The sequence below is a fragment of the Billgrantia aerodenitrificans genome, from assembly GCF_021404405.1.
Classification (GTDB): Bacteria; Pseudomonadota; Gammaproteobacteria; order Pseudomonadales; family Halomonadaceae; genus Halomonas; species Halomonas aerodenitrificans.
This window is the reverse complement of the sequence record NZ_JABFTV010000005.1, coordinates 18,917-31,402: the sequence shown is the minus strand read 5'-3', so window position 1 is coordinate 31,402 and position 12,486 is coordinate 18,917. Positions and strand designations below refer to the sequence as shown.

Sequence of the window (12,486 nt, the reverse complement as noted above, 5' to 3'; positions counted from 1 at the left end):
CGGTTGGCAACGTAGGATCGGTGGACTCAGCGGCCCGGCTTCGTGCGGCGGGGTTTGCCCCCCTTTCCGCTCTGACCACCGGCCGGCTTGGGTTTCCCGTGCAGCGACTTCTTGTTTCTGGCATTGGCTGCCGGCTTCGCGCCGCCTCCCTTGCCGGCGGCTCCAGCTTTTGCCGCTTTTCCCGCAGCGGTCTTACCCTTCGCGCGACCGCTCGCAGACGACCTGCCCTTGGCGTCCCGCCTCGCCGTGGCCGCCGCTCCCTTCGCGGCCTGCCCCGTCTTGCCCTTGTTGGCTACCCTGGTAGGCGATGGTTTCCTGCTCTTGGGCGAGGCATCTGAACTGGAACTCTCGGTCAAGGCAATGATGGTGTCGACCTCCTTCGCGGTCAGGTCGCGCCAGTCTCCCAATGCCAGCCCCTTGAGCGACACGTTCATGATGCGTATGCGTTCGAGCCTGGTGACTTCGTAACCGAATTTTTCGCACATCCGCCGGATCTGACGATTCAACCCCTGCACCAGCGTTATGTTGAAAACGAAAGTCGACTCCTTGACGACCTTGCAGCGCTTGGTCACCTCTCCGAGGATGCGGACACCGGAAGCCATCCCCTCGACGAATTGATCGGTAATCGGCTTGTCGACGGTGACCCGATACTCCTTTTCATGATTGTTGCTGGCTCGCAGGATCTTGTTGACCAGATCACCGTTGTTGGTAAGGAAAATCAGCCCTTGGGAATCCTTGTCCAACCGGCCGATGGGAAAGATACGTACCCCATGCTTGACGAAGTCGACGATGTTGTCCTTCTCGCTCGGCTCGGTGGTACTGACGATGCCCACAGGCTTGTTCAGGGCAATGAACACGAGATCTTCGGCTTCCTGGGGTTCGATGAGCTGACCGTTGACCTTGACCTCATCGCCGGGAAAGACCTGGTCTCCCGTCTTGGCACGCTTGCCGTTGAGCCACACGTTGCCCTGTTCGACATAGCGGTCGGCTTCGCGCCTGGAGCACAAACCGCTTTCACTGATGTATTTGTTGATACGTGTAGAAGAACCGAAGGCCATGACGCTCTTTCCAGAGGGATGCGGGAAACGGTACGGCATTCAAGCATGCTACGCCGTGCCGGCGAAAGCCCCTGTCGGAACGCCTCGGGTCAAGCTGCGCCGACTTCGGCGCTTTCGATCACTTCGGGCTCCGCCCTGGCCTGCTCGGCCCACTCCTGCATCGGCGCCGAGCGCAGCAGCGTCTGGCGGTAGGCTTCGGCAGACGGTGAGAGCTTCACGCCGTAGCTGGCAAAACGAAACGCCACCGGTGCGAACATGCAGTCGGCGATGGAGAACTCGCCGAAGAGCCAGGGACCGCGGTGCCCGTAGCGCTCGCTGCCCTGGGTCCAGATCTGCTCGATCCGCCTGATCTCTGCTTCGAGGGTCTCGCTGATCGATACCCGTCGGCCGCTGGCGCGGCAGTTCATCGGCATGCAGGTTCGCAGCTCGACGAAGCCGGCATGCATCTCGGCGCTGAGCGCGCGCGCTTCGGCTCGCTCATGCCGCGACGCCGGCCAGCCGGCCCCCGACAGGTAACACTCGGAAAGGTACTCGCAGATCGCCAGCGAGTCCCAAACGGTCAGCTCGCCATCGTGCAGTACCGGCACCTTGCCCGCCTGAGTGTGAGCGGCCAGCGCCTCCCGAGTCGTGTCCTGCGACAGGGGGATGTGGATTTCCTCGAACGCCAAGCCGTGCATGCGCAGCAACAACCAGGGCCTGAGCGACCATGAAGAGTAGTTCTTGTTACCGATGACGAGCTTCACGCGGCCTCCCAATGCGTCATGTCAGGCCCCTACTGTGCAATGGCTGCCGCATGGCGTCCAGCCGGGCACAGGCAAACGGCGCCCCCGAGCGCAGCGCGTTACGCTCGAAAGGCGTGCTCCTGCCGCATCAGTTGAACAAGATACCCAGGCGTGAACTCAGCGTATAGTCGGCTTCCAGCGCCATCAGGGCCGCCAGGAACAGCAGCACCGCCGGAGGCACCAGCACCGTATAGACGATCGACAGACGCTCCCAGGCCATATGCATGAAGAAGGCCACGATCAGCCCGGCCTTGAGCAGCATGAACAGGGTGATCAACCCCCATTTGGGCAGGCCTTCGAGCCCTGAGAGATCCACCAGATACGAGAACACGCTGAGCACGAACAGCCAGATCCATACGCGCAGATAGACGCGCAGTGCGGGCTGTTGATGGCTGCCTTGGTCCATGGTGTCCCCCCTACCACAGATAGAAGAACGCGAAGATGAAGACCCAAACCAGGTCGACGAAATGCCAGTAGAGCCCCAGGCTTTCGATCATCCCGTAGTTGCCCTTGCGGCCGGTGAGGAAGCCGGGACGGCTCCCTTCCAGGGAACCGCGCATGACCTTGACCGCCATGATCACGATGAAGATGACGCCGATGGTGACATGGGTGCCGTGAAAACCGGTGATCAGGAAGAACACCGCACCGAACTGCGCCGCTCCCCAGGGGTTCTCCCAGGGACGAACTCCCTCGCCGATGAGAATGCTCCACTCGAAGGCCTGCATACCGACGAAGACCGCCCCGAGCAGCGCAGTAACGAGCAATAGCGCGGCCGTCTTGCGGCGGTCCTTGGCATAGCCGTACTTCACCGCCAGCGCCATGGTGCCGCTGCTCGAGATCAGGATGAAGGTCATGATGGCGATCAGCAGCAGCGGGATCGACTGGCCGCCCACGGTGAGGGCGAACACTTCACTGGCATCCGGCCAGGGCTCAACGGTCGATATGCGCAACACCATGTAGCCGACCAGGAAACAGGCGAAGATGAACACATCGCTGAGGATGAACAGCCACATCATCGTCTTGCCCCAGGGCATGTCGAACACACGGCGCTCTGCCGCCCAGTCGTTGACCAGGCCGGCCATACCCTCCTGAGGCGTCGGACGTCTTATCTCGTCTGGCGACAGCGGACTGCCGGGATGCGGAGTGGCCATGATCCTGTCCTCATGTAGTCAGCAGCAGCACGAAGAGAATCCCCCATACCAGCAGCAGGAAATGCCAGTACAGCGCACACAGTTCGACGCTGGGCAGCATCTCCCGCGGTGTGGCCCCCCGCTGCAGGCGGAACAGGCTGCGCGACCAGGCGAACAACCCGCCCAATAGATGCAGGACGTGCAGCGCCGTGAGCAGGAAGAAGAAGGCGTTGGCTGGGTTGGCGGCCAGGTAGATTCCTCTGGCCTGCAGCTGCCACCAGGCCAGCGCCTGGCCCAAAATGAAGGCGATGGTGAACCCCCCGCCCACCAGCAGGCCTCGCCGCAACCGCGCTGCATTGTCACGTCGTGCGGCCTGCCAGGCGGACTGCAGCGCCACGCTGCCGAGCACCAGGCAGGCACTGTTCCACCACAGCAGACCGGGCACTGCCAGTGGGCGCCAGTCGTGGCCCATCTCCTGTCGCATCAGGTAGGCGCTGATGGTCAAGGCGAACAGCGACGTGGCCACCGCCAGAAACACCGCCAGGCCGACGCGCGGAGCGGTCATCGCAGGGGGCAGTTGGCTGCGCTGAGTACTGGCGCCCTGTGCCTCCCAAGGGCGCACGTTGATCGAATGACTGAACAGCCAGCCGCCGAACAGCGCCATCATCACGGCCAGAAACACCAGCGTCACCGTCATGTCGGCAGCCTCCCTTGTGCCGCCTCCTGGCTCATCGGATCGACCTTTTCGACCTCATCGGGCGGCATGTTCTGGGGAATGAAGTCATGCTTGGCGCCAGGCACGCCGTAATCGTAGGCCCAGCGATAGACCACCGGCAGCTCGGCGCCGAAATTGCCGTGGCGTGGCGGGGTGTGCTCCGTCTGCCACTCGAGGGTAGTCGCCTGCCAGGGATTGGGCCCCGCTTCGCGGCCGCGGAAATAGCTGCGTATCAGGTTGTAGAAGAACACCAGCTGCACCAGCGCGACGATGATTGCCGCCACGCTCATGAAGGCATTGAGGGTCTGAATCGAATCAGGAATGTAGGCGGTCTCGCCGTAGCCGTAGTAGCGGCGCGGCACGCCGGCAAAACCCATGAAGTGCATCGGATAGAAGATCGCGTAAGTGCCCAGGAAGGTGACCCAGAAGTGGATCTTGCCCAGGGTGTCGTCGAGCATGCGCCCGGTGATCTTGGGGTACCAGTGGTACATCGCGCCGAACACCACCAGCACCGGCGCCACCGCCATCACCATGTGGAAATGGCCGACCACGAAGTAGGTATCCGCTAGCGGCACGTCGACGGTGACGTTGCCCAGGAACAGCCCGCTGAGCCCACCGTTGACGAAAGTGAAGATGAAACCGATGGCGAACAGCATCGGTACCGTCATGCGAATGTTGCCGCGCCACAGCGTGAGCACCCAGTTGTAGACCTTGATCGCCGTGGGCACCGCGATGATCAGCGTGGTGGTGGCGAACAGGAAGCCGAAGTAGGGATTCATGCCGCTGATGAACATGTGATGAGCCCAGACCACGAAGCTGAGCACACCGATGATGATGATCGCCCAGACCATCATGCGGTAGCCGAAGATGTTCTTGCGCGCGTGAGTGGCGAGGATGTCGGAGACGATACCAAAGGCCGGCAGCGCAACGATATAGACTTCCGGATGGCCGAAGAACCAGAACAGATGCTGATAGAGCAAGGGGCTGCCACCGGCGTGGGTGGACTGCTCGCCGAGGTTGAGCATCTCCGGCATGAAGAAGCTGGTGCCCAGCAGCATGTCGCAGAGCATCATCAGGATCGCCACCAGCAGTGCCGGAAAGGCCAGCAGCGCCATCACCGTGGCCATGAAGATGCCCCAGATGGTCAGCGGCAGGCGCATCAGCGTCATGCCGCGGGTGCGCGCCTGCAGCACCGTGACCACGTAGTTGAGCCCGCCCATGGTGAAGCCGGCGATGAACACCCCCAGCGACGCCAGCATCAGCAGAATGCCGCCGTCGATCCCCGGAGTGCCGGGACTGATCGCCTGGGGCGGATACAACGTCCAGCCCGCCCCCGTGGCTCCGCCGGGCACGAAGAAGCTCGCCACCAGGATCAGCACCGCCGCCAGATAGAACCAGTAGCTCAGCATGTTGAGATAAGGAAAGGCCATGTCCCGCGCCCCGCACATCAAGGGGATCAGGTAGTTGCCGAAGGCGCCCAGGAAGAGTGCGGTGAGCAGATAGACCACCATGATCATGCCGTGCATGGTGACGTACTGCAGGTAGCTCGAGGGATCGATCAGCGCGAAGGTGTTGGGAAAGCCCAACTGCAAGCGCATCAGGATCGACAGCACCAGTGCCACCAGCCCGATGGCAATGGCAGTCAGGCCGTACTGGATGGCGATCACCTTGGCATCCTGGCTCCACACGTACTTGCCGATGAAGGACTTGGGGTGAACCAGCTCCGCATTGTCGAACTCGCCCGCCTGGGCATGAGGCACTCCGTGATGTCCAGGTTCCGCCATGACTCACTCCTCCACACCGCCTGGGTTTACCGCCGCCATGTCCACCCTGGGCTGCGGCAGGGTCGTGATATACGCCACCACGTCTTGAACCGCCCGGTCGTCGACCAGCACCTGGGCCATCTCGATCATCTGGTTGCCATACGGGTCATCGCGATGCCGCCCACGCACCCCGTGGCGGAAATTCTGCAGTTGCCGCTCCAGATACCAATCCGGCAGTCCCGCCAGACGCGGCCCATTGGTGGCACGTATACCCTCCCCCTGCTGCCCATGGCAGTTGGCACAGGTACGATAGCGCCGCGCGCCCCGTTCGGGATCGCCGCCGACAAGTCTGGCCTGGGCGGGTTGGTCGGGCAGGGTCTCGATGAAGGCCGATACGTCGGCAATCGCCTGACGGTCGGCCAGCAAGGTGGCGAACGGCCGCATCTGCTGGCCATAGATGTCGTCTTCGTGGCTGCCGCGGGCACCGGAGCGAAACAGCCCGAGCTGGCGCTCGAGATACCAGGCATCCAACCCGGCAAGTTTCGGCGCGTTGAGAGCCTGGTTGCCCTGCCCCTCGGCCCCATGGCAGGCGGCGCAGGTGACATAGAGCCCCGCCCCAGCCGCAGGGTTGCCCGGCGCCAATTGGGCAAGTTCGGCAAAGGTGGGCTGTTCCCCGAGCCAGGCATCGAAAACCTCCTGCTCGACCACTTCGATACGCCCACGCATGGCGAAATGGGCGATGCCGCACAGCTGGGCGCAGACGATCTCGTACTCACCCACCACCGTGGGCGTGAACCAGAAATAGGAGGTCTGTCCCGGCACCATGTCCATCTTGGCCCGGAAGTTGGCCACCTTGACGTTGTGCAGCACGTCCTTGGAGCGCAGCACCATCTTCACCGGACGATCCACTGGCAGCATCAGATGCGGCGACGTGATAAGGATGTCGTCCTGGCCGGCGGGGTCGTCGACCATGCCGAAAGGGTTGCGCTCGTCGATGAAGCGATTGTGTGCGGCTCCGAATCGCCCATCCTCACCGGGAAAGCGAAAGCTCCAGTGCCATTGCTGCCCCACCACCTCGACCTGGTGGGCATCTTCAGGCGGCGAAACGAAAGCGCCCCAGACGAGCAGCCCAGGCGCCAGCAGGCCGGCGATCCCCAGTGTGGTGACCCCGGTCAGCCACAGCTCGAGCGACTTGTTCTCGGGGTCGTACTGGGAACGCCGGCGCTTGTTGAACCGGTAGCGGACGACCACATAGGCCAGGAACAGATTGACGGCCAGGAAGACCGCCCCGGTCACCCAGAGGGTGATCGTGATGGTGTCGTCGATCGTTCCCCAGTTGGAAGCCAACGGGGTGAGATACCAGGGGCTGAGGAAGAAGAACAGCACTGACCCCACTGCCAGCACGATGACCGCAACCGCAATAGCCATGGCTCTCTCCTTCCTCCAGGCAAAGAGCAGGATCCTGGCAAAGAGCAGGATCGACGACAGCGACGCACAGGTCTAGATACCGGTCCCGCAATGATGCCGGCGCTCTTCCGCTGTGACCTTGTCGATGACGACCTCGGGATGATGCCGATGTATCGCCGAATAGATCATCGACTCGCGCTCGTTGGGGACATCCACCATCATCAGATAAGCCCCGTGTTCGATCTCATCTTCGTACTTGTCGACCTTCACGTCGTGTACCGACACTCCGACCATGGTGCTGGTCCAGATACCGAACAAACCGCCAAAGATGCCCATGCCGATGATCGTGGTGGCTATGCCGGCGCTGGTGAAGCCTTCGCCCAGGAAGTAATAGACCACCACCCCGAGCACGCATCCCAGAGGAATGCCGAACAGCAGGCCGCGCACGGCGGCGTGTGCCACGTCCGAAGTCTGCAGCAGCGTGGCGCAGTTGATGCCGTGCTCCTTGAGTTTCAGCCAGTCACGGCCAGTGACGTGAACTTCCTTGTCAGTCAGGCCCAGATCGGTGAGCTCATGGGCGACGTTGACGGTAGTAGCCAGATCAGGGGTTAGGAAGTAGAGGCGCTGCATGGCATGCCCTCCTCTATTATTAATGTCAGGGGAGACGCAGCGCGATTGGGGGCCACACTCAATTGTGCGGCACACTTCCAGTGTGTAACGTTCTTCCTTAATTAATTATTCCCTAAAACATCACGGCGTCTTTAGTTGACCCGATCCGTTGGGTATTTCCTTTATTAAAGTTGTCCAAATCGCCTCTCTGGGCAAGTTCCTTTTGACGGCGCATGTTTCATGACACAAGCGGACCGCCTGGCAGCGCTCTCGCGGCCATCTCCCGGCAGGTGCCTTGGGCCCGACATCCGGGTAGACTGCGTGTATAGACAATTACCTCGCCAGAAAGGACTCAGCTCAGCATGGGCAGCACGATTCCACTTTATCTGCAGATTCAGCAGCATCTGCTGGAAAAAATACGGAGCGGCACCTGGCCGGCACACCATCAGATTCCCCCCGAAGAGCAGCTGGCCCGTGACTTCGGTGTCAGCCGCATGACCGCCAACAAGGCGATCCGCGATCTCGTGCAGCAGGGTTACCTGACCCGCCAGCCCGGGCTCGGCACCTTCGTCACCGACCGCAAGGCGGAATCGTCATTGGTCGACGTGCACAACATCGCCGAGGAGGTTCGCGGCCGTGGCCATCGTTACGAGTGTGACGTGCTGCTGGCCGAGGCCATCGCCGCCGACGACGAGGTGGCGCTGCGACTGGGCGTGCGCCTGGGCACGCGGGTGTTCCACACGCGTATCGTCCACCGAGAGAATGGAGTGCCCATCCAGCTCGAGGATCGCTTCGTCAATCCGCGCTGGGTGCCGGACTATCTGGAAACCGACTTCCATCGCCACACCCCCAACGAAGTGCTGGTGGCAGCCTGTCCGATCACCGACGTGGAGCACGTGGTCGAGGCGGTACAGGTCGACACCACCACCGCCGAACGCCTCGAAATGGATGCCACACAGCCCTGCCTGAGCATGATACGCCGCACCTGGTCGGGCGAGCATCTGATCAGCTACGCCCGCCTGATCCATCCCGGCGACCGCTACAAACTGCGCTCGGCGCTCTCTCGCCGCGCCAGCTGAGCCCGGATCGTGACGCTTCGATGACGCTGAGCGAGGCCGGTGTAGCCGGCCTCGCTCAGCGGTGGCAAGCGCTATTGCGCGGTGGGAACCTCAGGCCCCGCTCAGCGCCTGAGCCAGGAAGCCTGCCGGCACGGCCAGCATCAGGCTGAGTGCCACGCGGATGAACCACACCACCACGATGCGCCCTACCGAGAGCGGAATGCTGGTGGCCAGGATGCAGGGGATGGAAGCGGAGAAGAACAGCACCGCCGAGACCGATACCACCCCGGCCGCAAAGCGAGCGACGAACTCGGCCTCGGCCATCAGCAGCGCCGGCAGGAACATCTCGGCCAGCCCGGCGGCGGAAGCCTGGGCCAGCGCCATGCCATCTTCCAGCCCCCAGATCGCCACGAAGGGATAGAACAGCAGCCCCAGCCACTCGAACAGCGGCGTGTACTTGGCAGCCAGCAGACCCAGCAGCCCCACCGACATGATCGACGGCAGGATGCTGATCGCCATCAGCAGCCCTTCGCGTACGTTGAGCGCCACGCTGCGATGCAGCCCCGGCGCCTGAGCCGCCACCTCCAGGCCGGCTTTCCATGCCGTGTTCAGCCGCTTGCCGGGTACCGCCTCGGGCTCGCCATCGCTGCGCTCATTGTTCATCTGCGACAGCGGCGGCAAGCGAACGGTCACGGCAGTGACGGCAAAGGTGATCGCCAGCGTCAGCCAGAAATAGAGGTTCCACACGCTCATCAGATCCAGCGTGCGCGCCACGATGATCATGAAGGTGGCCGACACCGTGGAGAAGCCGGTGGCGATGATCGCCGCCTCCCGTGCCGAATACTGCCCCGCCTGATAGACGCGGTTGGTGATCAGCAAGCCGATGGAGTAACTGCCCACGAACGAGGCCACGGCATCGATGGCACTACGCCCCGGCGTGCGCCAGATGGGCCGCATGACCGGCTGCAGCAGCACGCCGATCAGCTCCAGCAGGCCGTAGCTGATCAGCAGGGCCAGGAACACCGCACCGATGGGCACGATCAGTCCTACCGGTATCACCAGCCGATTGAACAGGAACGGCAGCATGTCCGGCTCGTGCAGCAACCCCGGCCCCCAGCCGGTCATCGCCATGATGGCCACGGCGACGCCGGCCAGCTTCAGCACGGTGAAGATGCGGTCGGTGAGACTGCGCCGCCAAGTGCCCTTCCACAGCGGGTAAGCCGCGCCCGCCACGATCAGCGTCAGCGCATAGAGACCTGCAGCACCGCCCAGAAGCTCCCGCGCCGCGGTCACCATGTGGTCCAGCAGGATGGTGTTCCTGCCACCCAGGGTGACGGGAATGAAGAAGATCAGAATCCCCAGCGCACTGGGTACGAACAGTTTGGCCACGGTGAGCCAATTGAAACCGCTTACGCCCCGGGTGACCGGGTCCGGAATCGCCATGGGTGTCGTCCTCGTCTTGTGATTGATGCGTGGCGCCTTATTGTATATACAATACGTTCGACAAAGGCGCCATGCCGAAGCGACGCAAGCACCTACATCTTTAGTCTAAACACGGAATATGCGGCAACGCCTAACCTCACCGCCTATGCGGAAGTCATCCTTCGAAGAAATAAGCAGTTAGCCCGCATTCGAAGCGTGCAGCCGGGAATCTAGGACAAACTATTCGCAGCTTGCCCTTGACCTCCGGCCGATGACGATTTAAATGTATATACATTAAACCGTCAGCCATCAGGAGCCCCTATGCCTGCCAACTCCAAACAGCGCCTCGTCTGGCATGACGTCACGCTCTTCGACGGTCACGACACCCTGCCCCAACCGATGGCGGTGATCGTGGCGGGCGACACCATCGAGCGTGTCGTGCCCATGCATCAGCTCGACCCTAGCGAGAGCGCCGACTGTCAGATCCTCGGCCAGGGTGGCGTGATGACGCCGGGGCTGGTCGACTGCCATACCCACCTGGTATTCGGCGGCTCCCGGGCCGACGAGTTCGAACTCCGTCTCGAGGGCGCCAGCTACGAAGAGATCGCCCGCCGCGGCGGTGGCATCCTCAGCACCGTGCGTGCCACCCGCGAAGCCAGCGAAGAGCAGCTGTTCAGCCTGGCCAGGCCGCGGCTGGAAGCGCTGTTGCGTGATGGCGTGACCACGGTAGAGATCAAGTCCGGCTACGGCCTGAGCGTGGCCGACGAACTTAAGATGCTGCGCGTAGCGCGCCGCCTCGGCGAGGAGCTGCCGGTGCGGGTGGTGACTACCCTGCTGGGCGCCCATGCCCTGCCACCGGAGTACAAGGACGACAGCGACGGCTACATCGACCTGGTGTGCCGCGAGATGATCCCCGCCGCGGCCGCCGAAGGGCTGGCCGATGCAGTGGACGTATTCTGCGAGAAGATCGCCTTCTCGGTGGCTCAGTGCGAGCGCGTCTTCGAGGCTGCCGAAGCCCACGGCCTGCCGATCAAGGCCCATGCCGAGCAGCTCTCGAACCTGGGCGGCAGCGCGATGGCGGCCCGGCATGGCGCGCTCTCCGCCGATCACATCGAATATCTCGACGAGCAAGGCGTCAACGCCTTGCACCAGGCCGGCAGCGTCGCGGTGCTGTTGCCCGGCGCCTTCCATACCCTGCGTGAGACGCAGCTGCCGCCCATCGCCGCGCTACGCGAGGCCGATGTGCCCATGGCCATCGCCACCGACGCCAACCCCGGCAGCTCGCCGCTGTTCATGCCCACGCTGATGCTGAACTTCGCCTGCACCCTGTTCCGCCTGACGCCACGCGAAGCCCTGGCCGGCATGACCGTCCACGGCGCCCGGGCGCTGGGCCTGCACGCACAGCAATTGGGCCGCATCGTCCCGGGCGCACCAGCGGACCTGTGCCTGTGGGACGTCGGCTCACCCGCCGAGCTGGCCTACGCCGTGCAGCCCGGTCGCCTGCGTCAGCGCATTTATGGAGGGGAAACGACCCATGTCCAAGAACAGCACTGATCTGCACCTGGCCGATCCGGCCATCGACATGTCCGTATGGGCCGGGCGCGAAGACCCGGAACCCGACAGCCTGCGCTGGCATCAGGTCATCACTCCGGTGAAGTCGGACAGCGCCCCCGGCGCCGCCCTGATCGGCTTCGCCTCGGATGCCGGCGTGGCCCGCAACCAGGGCCGCGTGGGGGCCACCGAAGGCCCGCGGGCACTGCGCAAGGCGCTGGCACCGCTGGCCTGGCATCGCAGCGCGCCGGTGTTCGATGCCGGCGACGTGAGCTGCCACGGCAACGACGACCTGGAAGCGGCCCAGCAGCGCCTCGCCGAACGGGTCGCCGCCCTGATGGCCCACGGCCACCTGCCATTGGTGCTGGGCGGCGGCCACGAGGTGGCCTTCGGCAGCTGGTCGGGCCTGGCACGCCACTTCGAGGCCCAGGGCGAGGCCCGCCCGCGGGTCGGCATCGTCAACCTCGATGCCCACTTCGATCTGCGCGATCCGAGCCACGTGCGCTCCTCCGGCACGCCCTTCGCCCAGATCGCCGCCGAATGCCACGCCCGTGACTGGCCGTTCCGCTACGCCTGCCTGGGCGTGAGCCGGGCCAGCAATACCCGCGCCCTGTTCACCCGGGCCAGGGAGCTGAACGTGCTGGTACGTGAGGACCACGAGATCGACGCCCTGCGCCTCGAAGCCATCGTGCGCGACCTGCAGCGCTTCATGGCCCGCTGCGACCACCTCTACCTCAGCATCGATCTGGACGTGCTGCCGGCGGCCGAGGCACCGGGAGTCAGCGCCCCCGCCGCCCGCGGCGTGCCCCTTGCGCTGATCGAACCGTTGCTGGAGGCCGTACGCGACACCGGCAAGCTGCGCCTGATCGACGTCGCCGAGCTCAACCCCAGCTTCGATATCGACGGCCGCACCGCCAAGGCCGCGGCACGCCTGATCCACCGGCTGACGCTGGATACCTGAACCGACACACAACGATTTGCAACACCAGAG

Annotated in this window: 12 protein-coding genes; 3 read left to right on the top strand and 9 right to left on the bottom strand. The window is 63.6% G+C overall.

What is annotated here, in order from left to right; all coding sequences use genetic code 11:
- Positions 1–26: 26 nt before the first annotated feature.
- The 8 genes from rluF to HOP59_RS10570 form a co-directional block, all read right to left on the bottom strand.
- A complete protein-coding gene (gene rluF, locus HOP59_RS10605; protein ID WP_234253955.1) occupies positions 27–1,058 on the bottom strand; it encodes a 23S rRNA pseudouridine(2604) synthase RluF in 1,032 nt (343 codons plus the stop codon).
- A gap of 89 nt (positions 1,059–1,147) precedes the next feature.
- Positions 1,148–1,801: a glutathione S-transferase family protein gene (locus HOP59_RS10600; RefSeq protein ID WP_234253954.1), complete on the bottom strand. Its 654-nt coding sequence runs from the start codon at positions 1,799–1,801 to the stop codon at positions 1,148–1,150.
- A 127-nt stretch (positions 1,802–1,928) separates the two neighbouring features.
- Positions 1,929–2,246: a cytochrome C oxidase subunit IV family protein gene (locus HOP59_RS10595; RefSeq protein ID WP_010628437.1), complete on the bottom strand. Its 318-nt coding sequence runs from the start codon at positions 2,244–2,246 to the stop codon at positions 1,929–1,931.
- A gap of 10 nt (positions 2,247–2,256) precedes the next feature.
- Complete coding sequence (locus HOP59_RS10590) at positions 2,257–2,991, bottom strand: cytochrome c oxidase subunit 3 (protein WP_234253953.1); 735 nt, start codon at positions 2,989–2,991, stop codon at positions 2,257–2,259.
- Positions 2,992–3,001: 10 nt separating this feature from the next.
- Positions 3,002–3,667, bottom strand: coding sequence for a cytochrome c oxidase subunit 3 (locus HOP59_RS10585; RefSeq protein ID WP_234253952.1), 666 nt, complete (start codon positions 3,665–3,667; stop codon positions 3,002–3,004).
- On the bottom strand, positions 3,664–5,469 hold the full coding sequence (locus HOP59_RS10580) for a cytochrome c oxidase subunit I (RefSeq protein WP_234253951.1): 1,806 nt from the start codon (positions 5,467–5,469) through the stop codon (positions 3,664–3,666). The genes HOP59_RS10585 and HOP59_RS10580 overlap by 4 nt, the downstream gene beginning before the upstream one ends.
- Positions 5,470–5,472: 3 nt before the next feature.
- Positions 5,473–6,876: a c-type cytochrome gene (locus HOP59_RS10575; protein WP_234253950.1), complete on the bottom strand. Its 1,404-nt coding sequence runs from the start codon at positions 6,874–6,876 to the stop codon at positions 5,473–5,475.
- Positions 6,877–6,948: 72 nt separating this feature from the next.
- Positions 6,949–7,485, bottom strand: coding sequence for a hypothetical protein (locus tag HOP59_RS10570; RefSeq protein WP_010628432.1), 537 nt, complete (start codon positions 7,483–7,485; stop codon positions 6,949–6,951).
- A gap of 341 nt (positions 7,486–7,826) precedes the next feature.
- On the opposite strand from HOP59_RS10570, the gene hutC reads away from it, so the two are divergent.
- Positions 7,827–8,543, top strand: a complete 717-nt coding sequence (hutC, locus tag HOP59_RS10565; protein WP_010628431.1) for a histidine utilization repressor — start codon at positions 7,827–7,829, stop codon at positions 8,541–8,543.
- A 90-nt stretch (positions 8,544–8,633) separates the two neighbouring features.
- Here the strand turns inward: hutC and HOP59_RS10560 are convergent, their stop codons facing one another.
- Positions 8,634–9,965: a YjiH family protein gene (locus HOP59_RS10560; RefSeq protein WP_234253949.1), complete on the bottom strand. Its 1,332-nt coding sequence runs from the start codon at positions 9,963–9,965 to the stop codon at positions 8,634–8,636.
- Positions 9,966–10,265: 300 nt separating this feature from the next.
- Here HOP59_RS10560 and hutI point away from each other — a divergent pair, with 300 nt between their 5' ends.
- Positions 10,266–11,498, top strand: a complete 1,233-nt coding sequence (hutI, locus tag HOP59_RS10555) for an imidazolonepropionase (protein ID WP_234253948.1) — start codon at positions 10,266–10,268, stop codon at positions 11,496–11,498.
- Complete coding sequence (gene hutG / locus HOP59_RS10550) at positions 11,479–12,456, top strand: formimidoylglutamase (RefSeq protein WP_234253947.1); 978 nt, start codon at positions 11,479–11,481, stop codon at positions 12,454–12,456. The genes hutI and hutG overlap by 20 nt, the downstream gene beginning before the upstream one ends.
- The last annotated feature ends 30 nt before the right edge of the window (positions 12,457–12,486 follow it).